The sequence below is a fragment of the Undibacterium sp. Ji83W genome (assembly GCF_049340385.1).
Taxonomy (GTDB): domain Bacteria; phylum Pseudomonadota; class Gammaproteobacteria; order Burkholderiales; family Burkholderiaceae_D; genus Undibacterium.
The window spans coordinates 346,010-364,596 of sequence record NZ_JBMPOZ010000002.1 but is presented as its reverse complement, the minus strand read 5'-3'; the positions used below and the strand labels follow the sequence as shown (position 1 = coordinate 364,596).

General features: G+C 48.6%; 18 protein-coding genes. 8 read left to right on the top strand and 10 right to left on the bottom strand.

Annotated features, from left to right (window positions below; translation table 11 throughout):
- Positions 1-43 precede the first annotated feature (43 nt).
- Positions 44-2,374, top strand: a complete 2,331-nt coding sequence (locus ACO0LD_RS05785; protein WP_423004653.1) for a GH92 family glycosyl hydrolase — start codon at positions 44-46, stop codon at positions 2,372-2,374.
- A 104-nt stretch (positions 2,375-2,478) separates the two neighbouring features.
- Here ACO0LD_RS05785 and ACO0LD_RS05780 read toward each other — a convergent pair whose 3' ends face one another.
- Both ACO0LD_RS05780 and ACO0LD_RS05775 read right to left on the bottom strand, forming a co-directional pair.
- Positions 2,479-2,952, bottom strand: a complete 474-nt coding sequence (locus tag ACO0LD_RS05780; protein WP_423004651.1) for a nuclear transport factor 2 family protein — start codon at positions 2,950-2,952, stop codon at positions 2,479-2,481.
- 9 nt (positions 2,953-2,961) lie between these two features.
- Positions 2,962-3,405: a YybH family protein gene (locus tag ACO0LD_RS05775; RefSeq protein WP_423004649.1), complete on the bottom strand. Its 444-nt coding sequence runs from the start codon at positions 3,403-3,405 to the stop codon at positions 2,962-2,964.
- A gap of 91 nt (positions 3,406-3,496) precedes the next feature.
- Between ACO0LD_RS05775 and ACO0LD_RS05770 the strand changes: the two genes are divergently transcribed.
- Both ACO0LD_RS05770 and ACO0LD_RS05765 read left to right on the top strand, forming a co-directional pair.
- Complete coding sequence (locus ACO0LD_RS05770) at positions 3,497-4,447, top strand: AraC family transcriptional regulator (protein ID WP_423004647.1); 951 nt, start codon at positions 3,497-3,499, stop codon at positions 4,445-4,447.
- Between the two features lie 253 nt (positions 4,448-4,700).
- Positions 4,701-5,183, top strand: a complete 483-nt coding sequence (locus ACO0LD_RS05765; RefSeq protein ID WP_423004645.1) for a Fur family transcriptional regulator — start codon at positions 4,701-4,703, stop codon at positions 5,181-5,183.
- A 28-nt stretch (positions 5,184-5,211) separates the two neighbouring features.
- Here the strand turns inward: ACO0LD_RS05765 and ACO0LD_RS05760 are convergent, their stop codons facing one another.
- From ACO0LD_RS05760 to ACO0LD_RS05745, 4 genes are all read right to left on the bottom strand, one after another.
- Entirely contained in the window at positions 5,212-5,802 is a 591-nt protein-coding gene (locus ACO0LD_RS05760; RefSeq protein WP_423004643.1) for a DUF2726 domain-containing protein, read from the bottom strand.
- Positions 5,803-5,832: 30 nt separating this feature from the next.
- Positions 5,833-6,627 (bottom strand): hypothetical protein, encoded by a 795-nt coding sequence (locus tag ACO0LD_RS05755; protein ID WP_423004641.1) that lies wholly within the window; start codon positions 6,625-6,627, stop codon positions 5,833-5,835.
- Complete coding sequence (locus ACO0LD_RS05750) at positions 6,620-9,355, bottom strand: hypothetical protein (RefSeq protein WP_423004639.1); 2,736 nt, start codon at positions 9,353-9,355, stop codon at positions 6,620-6,622. Before ACO0LD_RS05750 ends, ACO0LD_RS05755 begins: the two co-directional genes overlap by 8 nt.
- Positions 9,356-9,597: 242 nt before the next feature.
- Complete coding sequence (locus ACO0LD_RS05745; protein ID WP_423004637.1) at positions 9,598-10,404, bottom strand: site-specific integrase; 807 nt, start codon at positions 10,402-10,404, stop codon at positions 9,598-9,600.
- 15 nt (positions 10,405-10,419) lie between these two features.
- Here ACO0LD_RS05745 and ACO0LD_RS05740 point away from each other — a divergent pair, with 15 nt between their 5' ends.
- Positions 10,420-10,599: a hypothetical protein gene (locus tag ACO0LD_RS05740; protein WP_423004635.1), complete on the top strand. Its 180-nt coding sequence runs from the start codon at positions 10,420-10,422 to the stop codon at positions 10,597-10,599.
- Between the two features lie 170 nt (positions 10,600-10,769).
- Positions 10,770-11,816, top strand: a complete 1,047-nt coding sequence (locus tag ACO0LD_RS05735) for a DNA-binding protein (RefSeq protein WP_423004633.1) — start codon at positions 10,770-10,772, stop codon at positions 11,814-11,816.
- A gap of 222 nt (positions 11,817-12,038) precedes the next feature.
- Here the strand turns inward: ACO0LD_RS05735 and ACO0LD_RS05730 are convergent, their stop codons facing one another.
- The gene (locus tag ACO0LD_RS05730; RefSeq protein ID WP_423004631.1) at positions 12,039-12,500 is read right to left on the bottom strand and encodes a cache domain-containing protein; all 462 of its coding nucleotides are present in this window, start codon (positions 12,498-12,500) and stop codon (positions 12,039-12,041) included.
- A gap of 412 nt (positions 12,501-12,912) precedes the next feature.
- Between ACO0LD_RS05730 and ACO0LD_RS05725 the strand changes: the two genes are divergently transcribed.
- Positions 12,913-14,883, top strand: coding sequence for a PAS domain S-box protein (locus ACO0LD_RS05725; protein ID WP_423004629.1), 1,971 nt, complete (start codon positions 12,913-12,915; stop codon positions 14,881-14,883).
- A gap of 59 nt (positions 14,884-14,942) precedes the next feature.
- Here the strand turns inward: ACO0LD_RS05725 and ACO0LD_RS05720 are convergent, their stop codons facing one another.
- The 3 genes from ACO0LD_RS05720 to ACO0LD_RS05710 all read right to left on the bottom strand — a co-directional run bounded on the left by ACO0LD_RS05720 (position 14,943) and on the right by ACO0LD_RS05710 (position 16,937).
- Complete coding sequence (locus ACO0LD_RS05720; protein WP_423004627.1) at positions 14,943-16,106, bottom strand: sensor histidine kinase; 1,164 nt, start codon at positions 16,104-16,106, stop codon at positions 14,943-14,945.
- Between the two features lie 277 nt (positions 16,107-16,383).
- The gene (locus ACO0LD_RS05715; RefSeq protein ID WP_423004625.1) at positions 16,384-16,563 is read right to left on the bottom strand and encodes a hypothetical protein; all 180 of its coding nucleotides are present in this window, start codon (positions 16,561-16,563) and stop codon (positions 16,384-16,386) included.
- Positions 16,564-16,736: 173 nt separating this feature from the next.
- Complete coding sequence (locus ACO0LD_RS05710; RefSeq protein ID WP_423004623.1) at positions 16,737-16,937, bottom strand: hypothetical protein; 201 nt, start codon at positions 16,935-16,937, stop codon at positions 16,737-16,739.
- A gap of 455 nt (positions 16,938-17,392) precedes the next feature.
- Here ACO0LD_RS05710 and ACO0LD_RS05705 point away from each other — a divergent pair, with 455 nt between their 5' ends.
- A complete protein-coding gene (locus tag ACO0LD_RS05705; RefSeq protein ID WP_423004621.1) occupies positions 17,393-17,809 on the top strand; it encodes a BON domain-containing protein in 417 nt (138 codons plus the stop codon).
- A 71-nt stretch (positions 17,810-17,880) separates the two neighbouring features.
- Complete coding sequence (locus tag ACO0LD_RS05700) at positions 17,881-18,399, top strand: hypothetical protein (RefSeq protein WP_423004619.1); 519 nt, start codon at positions 17,881-17,883, stop codon at positions 18,397-18,399.
- The last annotated feature ends 188 nt before the right edge of the window (positions 18,400-18,587 follow it).

Genomic DNA, 18,587 nt, shown 5'->3' with positions numbered 1-18,587 from the left:
TGCTGTATTCGTCGCTTTAAAAGAATCCACTGAAAAGGTACATATGATGTTTCGTATTTGCGGGCTAATTTTCCTGGGCGCATTCATCGCCAGCAGTGTTAATGCCGCGCCAGCCAGTAGCTCACGTCCGGTTGATGCCGTTAATGTATTCATAGGCACTGGCGGCGATGGCCATACCTTCCCGGGAGCGACACGTCCTTTTGGCATGGTGCAATTAAGTCCCGATACACAGGTGCGACATTTCCGCCAGAGTTATCCCTGGGCGGCTGGCTACCGTTATGAAGATGATTCCATACTCGGCTTCTCGCATACGCATTTTTCCGGTACTGGTCATTCGGATCTGGGTGACGTGTTGTTGATGCCCTATAGCGGCGACACCAAACTTGAGCCAGGCTATCCAGAGCGTCCTTTTAGTGGTTATCGTTCACGTTTCAGTCACAAGGAAGAGCGTGGCGAGCCTGGCTATTATGCAGTCAAGTTGCTGGACCATGAGATTGATGTCGAATTGACGGCGAGTGAAAGGGTAGGCATGCACCGCTATCGTTTTGCCAAAGGTGAGGCAGCCAAATTGATCGTCGATTTGCGTAGCAGTATTTACGATTACAAAACAAAAAACCTTTGGTCCAGCATGCGCGTACGTAAGGACGGTATTATCACCGGCATGCGTGAAACCCGTGGCTGGGCGGCAGGCCGCCAGGTTTATTTTGCCATGCAATTTTCACTGCCATTATTGGCGCGTGAAATCCATAACCGTGAAGATGCTGTGGAATACAAGGGCTTTGCCGGGCCAGGCAGTGGCCCCCAGGATAAAGCCAAAGTCGAAGGCAAGGCGCTGGTTGCCGCGCTGGATTTTGGTGTTCCCAGCGATCAGACTCTGATGGTCAAAGTGGCGATTTCGGCTGTCAGTGAAGATGGCGCAATTGCAAACCTGGCTGAAATCCAGGACTGGGATTTTACAGCGCAGCGCGCCAAATCGAAGCAAGCTTGGGACGATGCCCTGTCAGCAGTCAGCATTGAAGCAAAACCTGAGATGCGTACCAAGGCTTACACTGCCTTGTACCACAGCATGATGGGCCCCAGTTTGTTTATGGATGTGGATGGCCGCTACCGTGGGCCGGATAATCAGGTACATCAGGCTGAAGGCTTCCGTTTTCATTCCACTTTTTCTTTATGGGACACTTACCGCGCTCTCCATCCTTTATTAACCTTGATACAGCCAGCACAGCGCAATGCTGATTTTGTGCGGTCGCTGCTGGCATCCCAGCAATATAGTCCTGACGGGATACTGCCGGTATGGCAATTCCATGGTTTGGAGACCTGGTGCATGATAGGTTATCACGCAGTGCCCGTGATAGCTGATGCCTACATGAAGAGTATTCCTGGTTTTGATGCAGATACCGCATTGAATGCAATGATTGCCAGCGCCGAATATGGCCCTTATGGCGGCTTGAAACATTATATGAAACTGGGTTATGTGCCAACCGATCTGGAACCAGAAGCAGCATCCAAAACCGTGGAATATGCTTTTGATGACTGGACAATTGCGCGCATGGCCGAGAAGATGGGCAAGGCTGATATCGCGAAAAAATATTATGCCCGTGCCCAGAATTTCCGTAATGTGTTCGATACCAAAACCGGCTTCATCCGTGCGCGTAAATCGAATGGTGAATTCCGTGTGCCTTTTGATCCTGCTGTTTCCAATTTTGGCAGTGATTATACCGAGGGCAGTGCATGGCAATATTCATGGTATATGCCGCATGATAATGCCGGCCTGATCAGCATGCTGGGAGGTGACGCTGCTGCCATCTCCAAAATCGACCAGGTATTCGATGCAAAAGTGGATCACAAAGTCTATGCGCACATGGAAGATATTTCTGGTCTGATAGGACATTACGCACATGGCAATGAGCCTTCGCATCATGTCGCTTATTTATACAATTACTTTGGCGCACCGTGGAAGACCCAGCAACGCTTGCAGCAAATCATGCAGAGTCAGTATCAGGCCAAGCCTGATGGTCTGTCTGGCAATGATGATCTTGGTCAGATGTCTGCCTGGTTTGTTTTTACGAGCGTTGGTTTTTACCCTGTAGCCCCGGTTAGCAACGAATATATTCTCGGTCGCCCGTTCCTGGATAAAACGACATTGCAATTACCGAATGGCAAACAGTTCATCATACGAGCCCGGAATTTGAGCGATGCTCACCCTTATGTTGCAAGCGTCAGTTTGAATGGAAAAGTGCTGGATCAAAACTATCTGCGACATGAACAAATCATGGCTGGTGGCGAGCTGGTGTTTGTCATGCAGGCCGAGCCAAACAAGAAGTGGGGCAATCACAAGGATGCACGGCCTTATACGCAAACACCATATCAATGAGGCCGATGATGAAAAAATGAGCGCATATGCATTTGAGACAGCTCATACAAATGCCTGGCCGTGCCAATTGTTTTGGCGCGGACAATGCAATGCGTCGCAACGGGTCACTGCCCCCAGAACTCGTCTTCCTGATTCTGGTCGCTTGAGAACAGCCGGACTTCGACGATCTTGCCGCCTTCCATGCGGATCAGGTCCACACCAGGTTGCTTGAGCTTATTGCCATTGGCCTCGCCAGCAAACTCTATGGTAATGGCTACCCAGTCACCGTTGGCCATGTAGTGGTCGGCACGGGTGATCGCGAATGTCCCCTTGGAGACTTCCATCATCGTGCCCAGCATCTGGCCGACAGCGGCCATGCCTCGATGCGTGCCGGAAAACTGGTTCTTGCCTGGCTGGTGCCAGACGACGTCGGGAGAAATGATGCTGCCCAGTGTTGCCTGGTCGCCCGTTTGTACGGCCTTGATGTAGGTCTTGGCGATATCGATGTTGTTCATGGTGTGCTCCTGTGTTGACGCGGTTGTGGAAGATGTTTGTGCCAATGCCGGGGCGATGCCGTCGACAAGCTTGGTGGTTGTCATTGGGTTAGTTCAGGACATCATGGCCTGCAAGGCGGCCATATTGCGCGTGAACGACCAGTTCACATGCACCACACGCCACTGGCCATCGATGAGGCGATACACCTGTGTGGAATTCCAGAGGGTGCCCTGTTTCTCGCCACCCTGTCCGTCAGAAACTATGTTGATCAGGTTGTAGTGGAGCACCGCGAGATCGCCGCCATCGCTGACTATTACCTGGGGATTGGGGAACTCGTTGCGCAGGATGTTGAGCTTGCCCTCGAAGAACTGGCGGAAGTACGCCCCCACGGCCTTGCTGCCCTCCAGCCGCATCTCAGTGAGAGGGTCGAAATAGGTCACGTCCTCGCTGTACATCTCCAGCGCGCCATTGACGTCGCCTTTGTTCCAGCGTTCGTTGATCCCCAGTTCCAACGAGAGGATGATTTTGGTGATCTTGCTGACGTCTGCTGCCTTCATTATGTATTCTTTTAAAGTAGTTCGAATATGGTTATTATTGGACATAATGAATGAATTAAAACGATACTTTGTGGACTATGATTGATACTTTTTGGACATTTTTATTAAAAACCAGTACTGGGCAGGCAAAGCGGCACAGTCCGCGTCGGGAAGAATAAAGGTGAATACGGATATCCAGCGCCTGGGTTATCGACCTCAAGCAAGCTACCAGCTCGACCTGGAAGTCTTTTCTGTGGCCGACCTGAGGCATAGGGGCAAGGATCAAATCCGAATAACCCATAGGTACGAGTTCCATACCCTGGTATGCGTCACGCGGGGAAGATGTACCCAGATGGTTGACTTCAAGTCGATCTCTTGCGCGCCGGGCTCACTGCTTGTGTTGCGGGCAGGACAGGCCCACAACTACGGACAGGATGAAGATTGGGACGGCTGGAACGTTTTGGTCCGCCCTGAATTCGTCTTACCCGTTTCGACGACGTCTCACGATCTCAAGCTCGCACTCGATTTGGAGAGACTGCCTGAACACATGACTCTCAATAGTCAAGAGCTGCGGAAGGTGACGGACTTGTTGCAGCAGATGCGCGAGGACACGCTGATTGAGGCTCCGCCAGAAGACCTGCACGCTTTGCTGCGCCATCAGCTACATACGCTCTTGACTCGACTGAGTATTCTGCAAGGCAGACGGCAAGCGCAGGAGCCGATGATCTCTCCTGCATCACAACGCTTCCAGCGGTTTCAGCAACTGGTGGACAAGCGCTTCGCTGAATGGCACCAGGTGGCCGACTATGCCAGCGAACTCTGCTACACGGAAAAGAGCCTGGCACGCGCAGTGGCAGCGGCAATGGGCATGACAGCAAAAACCTTCATCGCTGCACGCATCAATCTGGAAGCGAAGCGCTTGCTAGTGCATACAGACATGCCCGTCGTCACCATCGCAGAGAAACTGGGTTTTGACGAACCCACCAATTTTAGCAAATTCTTCAAACGCGAAGTCGGCTGTACTCCGGGAGAGTTTCGAAGGCGACAACGAGACTCCATCTGAAGGCAGCATCCGCGCCAGGCTTTGCGGGCTTTATTTTTCGTTTTCTGAGGCGACCCATATAACCACATAACCATATAACCCATCGGATCTATTGTAGCCAGAGGAGCTTGAGTCATCATGAAATATAAAATGATAAACATTCCTCTTGCAAATGGTAATGAGAATCATTATTATTTGTTTGTTGTAATGCTCACTGCCATGCCCTAAAAGCAGAGCCAGTTGCACACTCTACAAACATGTTCAAATGATAAAAATGGAAAAGAAAATTAGACTCAACTCGATGAATTCTGGGGAAATACCGGGTCTGGCCGAACAGTTACAGCATGCGGGGCTGCGCCCAACCGTAGGCAGGGTAGGGATGCTGGCTGCGATTATTCAGATTGGAGATGGCTATCATTACCCGGAAGATATTTTGCGGGAATTGCTAAGGCAAGGCAGGTTGGGCAGTATCACCACTATCTACAGAGTGCTTGCAGACCTGACTTCTATCAATTTCCTGCAACGTTCTTTTGATGTAGATGGCAAGGCAAAATATCGATTGACGCATGCCAGTATTGCAGCTGAAGAGATATGTCTGGTCTGCGAGCAATCTGGCCGCAGCATTACCGTTCATGAAAGTGAACTCAGGGCGAAATTAGACCAGTTAGCGCGTCAACATGGCATGGAAACATCTTCGTCCCCCTTATTGATACGGGTGAACGCTGCATCAAAACTTGAAAGTACCGGGCATAAATAAGGGCGTACCAAGCGCTTGCCTGTATCTGTTATATCGGTTCTGCCGTTGATACTTGCGAGGACACATCAGCAAATTTCAGTGCTTCAGGCGTAATATCCTGCCTCAATTTTTGCAGATCAGGGATAGTGGTATATCTGAAAACTGGGTATCCCGCGGCTATCAAAAATGAATCCCGCGCCGCATCTTCCTTTTCCCGGCCATGGTGGCTGGAGTCGTCATATTCGATGATGGCGATTGCTCCAAATGCCTTTGTGCAGATAACGAAATCTGCATATTTCCTGCAATACCTGTTCCTGACCGACTGATCATTCGTGTCAAGCAAAGCACTGAACGACACTTGTGCAAGTACCACATGCGCAGGAAATGCTTTTACCAATTGCCCATACATAGGCTGTTCACGCATGGTGAGCACAGGCCTTTTTCGTGTTGATATGCCGACAGCCCGTAGCGACGCAAAAACTTCCGCTGTCCTGTACTTGTCTGGATTTTTTCTTTGCCTGAGTATCTGCCAATAAGTAGCCGCCATGGCGACCAGTAACAGCCCGATGATAAAAATCATTGCCATGTTGAAGAACGGCAAAAATACAACTCGTAGGATCTGAGTGCTTATATCTGTCATATCTGTCGTTGAGAAATCGGCGATGTCAGTTTATTCGTCGTACGCAGTCATCAGCGCATAATCCAGTCGCCGCCAATGTATCTGAGCCCGGTTATTAATCTTATAGTCGATCTTTTGCTCGCTTTGGTGGTGCTGCAGGCCGTTCATCAATAAATCAAACCGTTCAGGATGACTGTGAAGTCCTCCTTCGCGGCCAATATTGGTACTGCGGCTAACTAATGGTGCCAGCACAAACAGCCTGTCCTGGAGATTCATCACTTCGGACAGACTTAAGGTCCAGTCATATTGATGTGGATAACGGTGCTGATCATTCCACCAGGCGGGTGCAATAAAATGCTTCCACTGAAAGGCGTTGATGATCATGCCCCATGGCGAGAAGAACTGGCTGATACCCAGATCACTGGCAGGTTCAGTGCGTATGCTGGTCACAAACAGATTGAGTAGCATAATACGCACATCAAACAATTGATCTGTCTCTATGGTTTGCTGGTACCACAAGGCCAGTTCAGCCACATCAGGCGACAGCACAATATCATCTTCGAGATAGATATTGACCTGACTACCCTGGTCAAATGCATGCTGCATGGTATGGAAAGGGTTGCCTCTGATGCCAAGCTGCTCCTGGTTACGTAAAATCGTGCGAGGCATAAAGTCTATGGCTTCGCACAGTTGGGCACATTCGGCGCAACCTGGCTCCAGGCCAATGAACAAATGCCATTGCTCAATACCGCGTACCTGTCGCAAATGTTCCAGTGTTTGACGTAGGTAATGCGGCCGGTCGGTCACTGTCAGGGTAACCGTCCATTGAGCCGCATGATCAGCCATGCACCTTCATGTTTAAACGCGGAACGGCATAGCCTGAAAAATGTATTTCTATACCAGTAGCTTTGGAGAAGTCGACACCAGGATTGAACTTCGCTGGCAGCGTAATACCAAAGCTTGCGTAAGGACTCAAGGCAATGCGTTTTTGGTTGCCACCTGTGCCGTCACCACCCAGTGAGCCGCCAGCGATGGTAACCGGCTGCCCGTTTTGCAGGGTGTATTCATAAACACTCAGTACTTGATTATGCGTGTAGTTGGTGGCTGCGCCATGCTGATCTATCAAGACCACACGCCCCTGGTGCAGAAATTGTACATACACATTTCCACCCGCTGGCGCTGTGACACCTTGAATGTAAATTTTGAAATTCGTGAGCAATACATTAGACCACCCAAGGAAGCTGCTTTCATCCAGGGTAATTTGAAAGTTGAACAAGCCATTTTGTTGGAAACTGGCGAACTGTTCGGGCCGGGTTGTTGGATCCAGCAGGATTTCAATATTGGTCAATGGCTGACTAGGCTGGCTGTAATTATTGATGCTGTTGATAATCTGTGCCTTGAGATTATTATGAAAAATACCCAGCCCAACAAATGAGTTATCGCTGATCGTGAAAGGATTATCTTGTTGGCTCCAATAATCATAGGCGCGATTTTCCTGATAGAGGTATTTCAGGCACAGCCTTTTGTAGTCCTGATATTGAGTGAACAGAAAATTGCGGTAACTAATCAGTCCCGGCACGTTTTCTTTGGCTATCTGCGCTTTAATCCGGTTCACTTCTGCTTGTTTTTGGTTAATCAAGCCAGTAAGCGCGATATATTGAATGCAGTCGTTGGTGTATTCAAGTAATTTGCTGTTGCGGCTTTGTGCTATACCTATATAGTCATGCACCTGCTTTTTATAGTTCTGCGCTTCAGGCATATCCAGATAGGGTTGCAAGCTTTTATCAAAGTCATTTTGCTCTGCAATCAGCTTGCTGGAATCATCCACGTCACTGCCACCTGTACTGATTTGCTCCCATATCTTGCTGATACTGGCCGGATCAGCCTTGCTTGGCACTGGATTGGTTACCAGGTTGCCATTTTCAATGCTGATGCCAATGTCAGCAAAATCTTTGACTGCTGTGCTGACAGTGCGTGCGGTGGGGTCGCTAAAGGCGGAGTAGACATCGACACCGACAGTGAGGATGGTTTTAAGAAGTGCTAAAAAGCTGGCGAAGGAGCAGGATTGTCCTTTGGCTTCTACTGCTTTTTTGAAGCTCTCATCAGCAGCGGTCAAGACATTGTGCTGAGCTACCAGGGCGTCGGTCAATTGTATGATGGTGGCACCAGTGGCATTGATTTTCGTGTAGTAGTCCTTTTGTGCCTGTACATAGTTAGTGATGGCGGTCTGTGCATTGGCAATGGCGTCGTTCATGCCATCAAACTCATGACTTTGGCCGTTCAGATAAGCGGTGTACTGGTTATAGGTACTTTCTACTTGCCCACCTGTACTCAACATGCCATCCAGCATTTGCGTATATAAATCCAGCGTTACTATTGGTACGTAATTGATGGGGTTACTAAAATAATCCAGCCCTTGGCCGATTTGTTTTTGCAAGATCTTGCAACGCTGATTCAATCCGGTCAACTCGGTATTCAAACCCGCATCACCGCTATCGCCGCTGGTCAGTTGCTCCAGCCATTGGTAATAATTCAGTGCCTGGGCCAGGTTGTTACCAAGATAGGCAACTTCCGCGTAATCAAGGGTTAACTGGACCAGGTTTACTGTGCTCAAATCTGGCGTGAACAATTTAGTGATAATAGGTTGTTGACTGAGGTCGGTCGCGGCATCCTTGCCCTTTACAGCAGGTGTTGCTGCCTTGCCATCCGTGCCAGCGGTGCCATCTTGCGCACCGCCGGCGCGGTCGTCACTCAATTCCCACACTTTAGTATTGAAGTGCCCACCTTGTTCATGCTCAACGGCAATGCGCCCACCAATGCCAGCAACACCAAAGCCACCACATTTACCTGGACTGCTCGCTGCACCTGGATTGCCGCCAGCATTGGCGACAGTTACTTGACCAGTCGCCAGTGCACTCATAGTGTGTACAGTCACAAGGCCGCCATCGCCACCATTACCACTGGCACCAGCATTGCCACCGTTACCTGCACGGCCGCCATTACCGCCAGGGGTGGCCTGCGTGACCGACCAGCCATCAGGATGCCGTGGATCATGTTGCACGCGGTTAATGATAGCGTCGTTGCCATTGTCACCCGTCAAACCATCACCACCTGCCTGGCCATTTTGCCCTTGCTGGCCATTGCCGCCTTTGGCGCTCAGGCTCAATTGGCCGTTGATGCTCGCTGCAATAATGGTGATATTGCCTGCACTGTCGCCTTTACTTGCAACTGCACCCGATGCTACGCCGCCACTGGCGCCATCAACGCCACCTTTATTAGATGCACTGCCACTGGCAGCCTTGGGCGGATTAATTGGGACGACAGGTTGATCATAACTTTTGCCACTGCTGTCAAATGCGGCACCTGATGCACAATTAATTTGGCGGGCTGTGATAACAATGTTTTTGCCGGGAAGACTAAAGGTTTGACCAGGCACAGTCAGTGTGTCTACATATAAATGCAGATCAGTCGTGGGATCAAGGTCTGCAGGGTCAAGAGTATATTCAACGGCAAGTATCGTACTTACGCCATTAAGTGTTTGTTTTTGTACTGCGAAGAATGGAGGTGTATTCATAGCATTAAATATACGCAATTGGTTAAGATGCAGAGGTATTGATTCTATTGCAAATTTTCAAATTGACACGCTTTTTATGATCACTGAATACGAAAATTTATATTTTTGCACGCCATGAGATTTTTAATTATTTCCTCATTGCAGTAATTGAACGAGCTGGGGTCGCAGATTAGCCGGGTTTGGTCAAGCTCATCTGAAGGTGATAAATGAGTGCGTGGAATTGACGTGCAGTTAGCGTGTAGTTAGCTTTCAATTGTTCTGCTTGTACCTTGCGATAGCGCTAAACTTGATTCCATCCTGTGCTGCGAGAAAGGATCAGCCGCATCTACATAGCGCATCGCGCTTTGCACACTTTTCCAGCCTACATAGCTCATCAACGTTTTTAAATCCCAGCCATTGCCCGTTGCCCAGTTGGCAAATCCCCGCCGGAGTGAATGTGCTGAGTAATCATCGGCGTTGATCACACCAGCATCCCGGAAGATTGTGCGGAGCAGGGGTATCAGGCTGTCCATATGTAGCCCTTCATCCCCAATTTGGCCCCAGCGATTTACCGACCTGAATACCGGCCCGGACACAAGCCCGGTCAATTCCTTCCAGGCAGTGTAAGCAGTAACCGGGCAGAACTGCTTTAGTGCCGGGGCCTTAAAAGTTGTTCCTTTATTTTGGCGGTCACTTTTTGTATAAGGCAAGAAAAAACTCATGCCCTGGCCCGGATTGATTTCTATGTATTCAATCTGTAGCCGTGTCAGTTCATCGCCGCGAAAACCTCTCCAAAAACCAAGTAGCAGCAATGCACGGTTTCTGGTGTGCCTTAATTCTGCAGCACGGTCGCCAGATGCATTTGCGGACGCTATTGTTTTTTCCAGCCAGCGATCAACCAAAGCAAGGTGCTCTAGTTGAAATGGTTTGGCCTGTTTTTCCTCGGCAGGATGTTCTCGCTGTATGCCTTTAAGTATTTTTTTGATGAGCGGCGCTTTGGTGGGATCTGCGAAGCCTTGCTCTACATGCCATTGTGCCAATGCAGCAAGGCGTTGGCGTAGCGTGTTCATTGCCAGCGATTCTGCATGATCAACCAGATATTGTGCGATGTTTTCACTGGTCGCGGGCAAGAATCCGCCCCATTCGATTTCATAGTGCCGAACTGCAGCTTGGTAAGCGATGCGGGTATTGTCACGCGTTCCGGCATGCAGGTAATGATCGATTTTGCTCATGAGGCCGCTGAACCTGTTTTTACCATCGTCTAATTTGGTTCCATATCGAATATGGTGTTAATTTTAACAGTTATTTGAATTGACACAGGATAATATTATTTTATCCTGCTTTATATAAATGAATATTTCTACTTGATATTAATTATTATATAGTATGTAATTACATGGTACGTAATACAGTATGATATTTAAAAAGGTAAGTCATGGCCAGAACTGGTTTGTATAAGTCTGAAGTCGAAAAAGCGCGCAATACCCTGATAGCTCAGGGACGCCATCCGTCAGTGGATGCGGTAAGAGTTGCCCTGGGCAATACGGGGTCCAAGACCACCATACACAAATACCTTAAAGAACTGGACGAGGAGGGCGGTGGCCGTACAGATGGCAAAACCTCCATTAGTGAAGCATTGCAAAACCTGGTGGCGCAACTAGCCGCACAGCTGGAAACTGAGGCAAACAGTCGTATCGCTGAAATGGCAGCACAATGCAGCGAAAAAGAGCGCTTACATGCAGTAGCAATTGAAGAGTTCACAACAAAAAATACGCAGACAAAAGAAAAGCTTGATCTGACAATAGCTGCCATCAAGCAAGAAATGGCAGCGCATGAAGAAACAAAAGAGGTTCTGCAAAATGAGTCCATGGCGCACCATACCCTGGCCCAGCAAGTCGTCGATCTAAGGGAGCGCTTGGCAGAAAATGATGCTCACCGGCAGTCACTGGAAGAAAAGCATCAGCATGCCCGGGATGCGCTCGAACACTACCGCACATCCGTAAAAGAACAACGTGATCAGGACATCCGACGCCACGAGCAGCAAGTTCAGCAACTCCAGGCAGAACTGCGTCAACTACAGCAAGGCCTGATCAACAAGCAGAATGAAATAACGCGGCTCAACCAGGACGGTGCTCGCTGGGTGGCAGAAATAGCGCAAGCAAAAAAAACGATCTACGAAGAGCAAACGAATTATCGCAAGCTAAACAGCCAGATAGATGCATTACGCGTAGTAGAACAGCGCGCAAAATTGTTAGAGCCGCAACTGACCCAAAAAGACGATTTAATTACAGAATTAAAAGCCCGTTTGATGGAATCTTCGCTCAGGGACAGCGGATCCAATGCGCAAATGCATGAAGTGGAATTGGAGTTGGCTGGTGCAAAGGCCAAGATCGATGCGCAGCAAATAATGATGGCAGAACTGAAAAGCTTGCTGAGCGACAGGATGATACCGGAAACTAAAGGAATTCCCGCCAACTCCTGAAATGGATGGCAACTGTACTAGCAGCCAAGTGTAGTCAGGCAACATATCCGTCCATGTCAACAACCTTGAAGTGTCTCGTTAAGGTTCGGATACGTCTGCGTAGTGGCAGCAGAATGCCAACTCGATCCAGGAGCATCTTCCACAATTCAGGCAGCGGCGGCTGTTGAGAGTAGCGATAAGCTGGCAAGCCTCATCGCCATTGCCTGCCCCGTAAGTGCCAGCTTATTTCGGCTTGTATATCCCCGCGCCGATCGTGTACTTACCTTCGGCCAGGCGGATATAGGATGTTTTATTTTCCAGGGCCTTGGTGGCAGGATTGACCCAGACATAATCTACCCAGCCCGGTTTCTTCGACTGCGCCACATCCCGCATTTCTTGCACGAAGGCCTTCCCGTTGGCATCCTTAAGTTGCGACATGTCTTTGCCGTTCATCTTGGGCGTTACGGCGTGGCAGACCATCATCATCTGCGCATCCTGGACGAATACATACAGGTCGCCATGGATAAAGTCCCCCTTGGGATCAGCAAAGTCCTTGCATGCCTCATCAATACCTTTTTTCTGGATGGTCGCTACCGCCTTGTCCACCAAGGCAATGGCTTCAGCCTTGCTGGCGGTCTGCGCGAAGACAGGCAGAGCAGGGGCCAGCAACATGGTGGCCAGGCTGGCAATTAAGTAAGCTTTCATGACATCTCCTATCAAATTGAATGGGACAATATCAGCTTACATCGCGCTCAACCGACATACTAGCGGCGAGCGACGAATGGCTTTACGCGTTGTTTTTTTGCATAAGTTTGATTGGTAACTCGTTAGTGAAAATCGGAAAATTGAAGCAAGAAATTACACGGTAATTTTCTACCCCATTGCGTTCACTGGCTCACAATATATTCTCTGTACGCTACCGCACAAGTAAGGTCGCCTCCTCGGCTTATAGTTGTATTAGCTTCAAAATAGAATATTATACGGACGACAATGCCACAATCAAATATTGTCCGGTTTAACGCGTCATGGAAGCACCATATCCAATGTCTTATCCGTCGTAGGTAGATACGGTTGATGCGCACTAGCTAACAAAGTTTTGTTACCGTAGAATTAAGCGATGACCAGCCGAAATTTACCCGTAGATAAAAATTTGATTGACCTCCAGCGCTTTCAGCTGCTGGTTAGCGCGATTACTGACTATGCAATCTATATGCTGGACCTTGATGGTCGCGTGGTGAGTTGGAACGCCGGTGCGCAGAAATTCAAGGGCTATACCTCGGAAGAGATCATTGGCCAGCATTTTTCCCAATTCCTTACGCCTGAAGACCAAAAAGCAGGTACTCCTGCTTTAGCACTTCAGATTGCTGAAGCTGAGGGGCGCTATGAGACTGAAGGCTGGCGCGTACGCAAGGACGGATCTTATTTTTGGGCAAGTGTCATCATAGACGCTATCCGGGAAGATGGCCGATTACTTGGCTTTGCTAAAATTACCCGTGACATCACTGACCGCAGGAAAGCGGAAGAAGCGCTGCGCCAGAGCGAACAACAATTCCGTTTGCTGGTGCAAGGTGTGACTGACTATGCGATCTATATGCTGGACAAGGACGGTTATGTCAGCAACTGGAATGCCGGTGCGCAACGTATTAAAGGCTATCGACAGGAAGAGGTTATCGGTACGCATTTTTCCCGTTTCTATACACAGGAAGATCAGCATAGCGGGGTGCCGCAGCGTGCGTTATTGACCGCCAGGACCGAAGGTCGTTTTGAACAGGAAGGCTGGCGTGTGAGGAAGGATGGAAGTCAATTCCGGGCCCATGTCGTGATTGATCCTATTTACAATGCATTCAGTGAATTTGTTGGTTATGCCAAGGTTACCAAGGACATTACCGAAAAACACGAAGCTGCAATCGCACTGAAAAAAATCGAGCAAGCCTTGCAACAAGCGCAGAAGATGGAAACAATAGGTAAATTGACAGGGGGCATAGCCCATGATTTCAATAACCTGTTACAGATCATTTCAGGCAATCTTCAGCTACTGTCCGCCGAGATTGCAGGTAATCAGCATGCAGAGAGGCGCGTTACCAATGCCTTGGCTGGTGTCCGGCGCGGCGCCAAACTGGCCAGTTATTTATTGTCTTTTGGACGACGTCAGGCGCTTGATCCCAAAGTCGTCAACATTGGTCGTTTTGTGATTGATATGGAAGATATGCTGCAACGCAGCCTGGGTGAGACTATCGAAGTCGAGACCATTTTGGCTGATGATTTGTGGAACACTTTTGTCGATGTTGCTCAAGTCGAAAATGCTTTACTTAACCTTGCAGTCAATGCTCGTGATGCCATGGAGTCAGTCGGCAAGCTCACCATAGAAATTAGCAATACTGTTCTGGATGAAAATTATGCGCGTACTCATGTAGAAGTAAGCGCCGGTGAATATGTGATGCTGGCAGTGTCTGATGTTGGTTCAGGGATGTCGCCAGAAGTTGTGACCCAGGCATTTGAACCTTTTTTCTCGACCAAAGCCGAGGGCAAAGGAACAGGATTGGGTTTATCCATGGTGTATGGCTTTGTCAAGCAGTCAGGAGGTCACGTCAATATATACAGTGAGCTTGGCTATGGCACTACCGTTAAACTCTATCTTCCCCGTTCTACAGAGCAGGAAGGCCGGTTGGCGATGCAGACGATGGAAGAGATTGTTGGGGGGAGTGAAACTATTCTGGTCGCAGAAGACGATGAGCAAGTTCGTACTACTGCAATCGAGATACTAAGCGCATTGGGGTATACCGTATTACATGCTGCTGACGCAGAGAGTGCACTGTCTATTATTGAAGCCGGTGCCAAAATTGACTTACTATTTACTGATGTCGTCATGCCTGGGCCCTTGCGTAGCCCAGAACTGGCGCGCAAAGCACGCGAACGTTTGCCGGACCTGGCAGTATTGTTTACTTCGGGCTATACACAAAATGCCATCGTGCATGGAGGGCGGCTTGACGCAGGCGTGGAATTATTAAGCAAGCCGTATAGCCGCGAAGCGCTGGCACGTAAGGTCAGGGCCGTGATTGCTAACGGCAATCATCACAAAAGCTCATAATCGACCGGATGTTTTTGCGTTGGCTAAGCGGTTTGAAGCCATTGGCCGATTTATTGACACTAAGCAGCCGCTGCTGTCAGCGCGGCTTCTGCTGGAATTGATTGGCGAGGCAAATCGATAGTGAACATGCAGCCTTGGCCCTGCTGGCTCTCTACCGTCAGTAAGCCATCGTTTGCTTCGACACTGCGTCGTGCAATGGAGAGCCCAAGGCCGAGGCCGCTTTTGTTGGAGCCGCTTTGTGTGAACGGCAGAAATATGTCGCGGGCATCTTCTTTGCTGAGCCCTGGACCGCTGTCTTTGACATTAATGCGTATACGGTCAGCCGTGGCGTCAACGTTAAGTGTGACAACACCACCTTTGCCACTAAATTTGAAGGCGTTTTGCAGCAGATTGCCAAGCGCAGAGAACAGCAAGTCCTTGTCTGCGTCAACCATCAGCATCTCAGGAGTGGGTTCAACGTTGAAGTCGCATTTGAGTAGCTCAGCTTCAAGCGAAGAGGAATATTGCACTTCCCCAATAAAATTGGCAAGATTGAAAACCGCACGGTGCAGCGTCATGCCAGGACCGATGCGAACTTCAGCCAGGGAACGGTCAATCAGTCCCCGCAGTCCCACCATGCTGCGATCCAGTACGCCGCCAGTAGAGCCAACCAGGCCAACATTGCCCGACTTGATAGCTGCTAGCGCGAGCATTGCCGTGTGCAAGTAATTGCGAAGCTCATGGGCGAAAAATCCCAAGCGCTCGTTCGCCTCCAAAGCCTGTTCATCGGCGATTACCAAGTCGCGGTGCTCACTAAACGCCGTCACCGCGTCTGCTATACCATTGTCGAGACAACGATTGAGGGTGCGGAATTCACTGACTTCAAATTTCTCGTTGAGGTCGATCGACAGATCTGACACAGCTTGGCAAAGATCACCATAATTATGAACTACCTCATTGATCGAGTAGCCCAGAGTCAGAAGATCTGCCCCATGAATTGCAGCTGTTACGCCCAGTTCAGCGTGTTGATGAGGATCACCTAGTGGCGACCCTGATACTGCCAGTGCTTCAGTCATGATCCCCCGGTGTTCTGCCTGCAGTGTGCGTATCAGCTGATCCAGGAACATGGGAATACCTTGCTCCAGTTGTTGCTTGTTATGGGATCTGCCGGGCCGAGCTAACACTTTTTCGCGGCATCTGCGCTCAAGTTCGGCGCGATGGGCGATCAAAAACTCGTGCATCATGGTAAACCTCTTAGGTATCCCACGCCTGTCAATTGAAGGCCTGCGGCGAGAGGTGCCGGTATGGGGATTTACGTCAATAAGGCGAGACGTATGCCATGATAGTGGAGTCATGTGCACGATAAATCTGTGCGCTAGAGCACATACATCTTCAATAGCCAAGGCAGGCGCAAGGGCCTGCACACAGATTAAAAAGCCACGGGGTAGGCCGAATCTCATTCCATGCACTTAGATGACGACTACTACCCATACTTACACTGAGAACGAGGCAGTTTTGGTGTTATGTAGACTGACTGGCTATGGCAATTTCGATTTTTCGCAAAAACTGATCCTTGGCAGCACTTATTTCAATATCTGACATTGAAGGTAGACGACTGATCAATTTATCGAGATCATCTTTAAAATCTGAGCTTGAACCATGGTGTGGCGTATTTGAATTTTCGGTGACTTTTTTTGTCATGATCATTCCTGTCTATTAATATAAGCCTGGCATTGATGATTTTCACGAGCAGAGAAGAGCAGAAAATATATTTTCCAACTTTATCGCTGCTCTTTCGTCTCAAGTGCTCCATTGAAATTGCTATTTTTGGAATCCATAGTGCCATTGCCAGGCATTTTATCGGACGATCCAATTTAACTGGAAAAATACATGGTTCGCAAATGTCGACTACGTTCTTCCATTTTCTTCAAATGCATATGTTGCTTTGCGGGAGTCAAAATTTTCGTTTCTTTTGCGCTTTCTACAGTAGTAATGTCAGAAACTACTTGTTGATCGTTGAGCGCAGCAAGATTTTGATTTTTAGTTAAAAAATGGAAACCGAGAAAATTTCTCATGACGACTCCTCTGAAAAATGGGTTGGCGTTGTACTTGCTCTAGCGCATCAGCATAAGAAATGCCGGAGATTTATGACAACTGCACTGCGATAGAACCGTCATGATAATGAGTATCCCGCATATTAAATACAGGACAACAGCGACCTGATTTGTAGGAAAAATCTTACTACGTACCGACACTCAATCTATGAACAATTTCATCTCGATCTAAAATTTTCTCTTGAAATTATCTCAATTCGCCCAGGCGCAATGCTGAAATTAACGCTTAGCCAAGATACGTTTTGCTATCAAATAATACCAACTGCCTTAGTAGACCCGACAAGAGACATTTCAGTTTAACTCGATATTTCTCGTGGACTGTTTCTGATCGCGTGTGACTTACCGTACAGATGTAGTGGATTAATGCTTTTAATCTAACGCTACTTGTCCGCAACGGACTTAATCAGGAGAGATAAATGCGACGAATATTAAATCAGATTGGTGTTGCCTCACTACTGTGCATTGCAGGATTGCCAGGTACAGGATTTGCTGCAGATCCGGTTCCCCCCGTTGTTACAGAGGGGAAGAGTGCATCCAATGTCGATAATACTGCGATCAATAACCGTGACAAGTATGCCGGGAATGTAACGCCAGAAGATCAATTCAATACAAAAGAAGATCGCAATCTTCTTGCCGCAGTCAGACGCTCAGTCGTCCACGATAAATCACTGTCAGTGATGGCGCATAACATCAAAATCATGGTGGATACGGGCAAGGTTACTTTACGTGGCCCGGTAAAAACTGATGATGAAAAATTGAAAGTCGAAAAAATTGTACAGGCTGTCAAAGGTGTGAGCTCCATTAATAATTCACTGGATGTAAAAACCAATTAAACCTGGCCAAGTATGACAGGCAAATAAGCACGTAAATAATGCAGGCAATTTAATTCACCAAAGGAGTACATATGAAAACCGCAATCTACTGTATCGCAACAAATCGTGTTCAGGCAGAAACCATCGTCGATAACTTGAAGCTTGCAGGATTTCCAAGTGGCGACATCTCGGTCTTGTTTCCTGACCAGACTGGTACACGGGATTTTGCACACGAACAAAATACCAAATTGCCTGAAGGGGCGGCCACTGGTGGCGCTGCTGGTATGGGGGTAGGTGCAATACTGGGCTGGTTGACAGGCATAGGCACGCTGGCAATCCCTGGTGTTGGCCCGTTTATTGCCGCTGGACCTATCATGGCTGCATTGAGTGGTGCTGCCTTGGTAGGCGCAGCCGGTGGCATCATAGGTGGCCTGGTGGGCATGGGGATTCCTGAATATGAAGCAAAATTGTATGACGGAAAAATTCGCGGCGGCAATGTCCTTATCTCGGTCCATACTGATAATTCTGATCAGGCTGGGATTGCAAAAGACATTTACACAAAAGCTGGCGCAGAAGATATCAAGTCAACATCTGAAGCCAGTGTGTCTTAGATCTTTACCTTAGTAAGAGAATACAGACGCCTTAAAAGCGGATTGCTCAATTTGTTAGAGCAATCCGCTTTCCTTTATTCCTTTATATAGTGTTCAGACTATCGTACATGCACGTAATTCATTCATCCTGAATTGTTGCCAATCCCGCAAATTGGCGTTAACCTTGCATTCAAAAATATGTTGAGCGT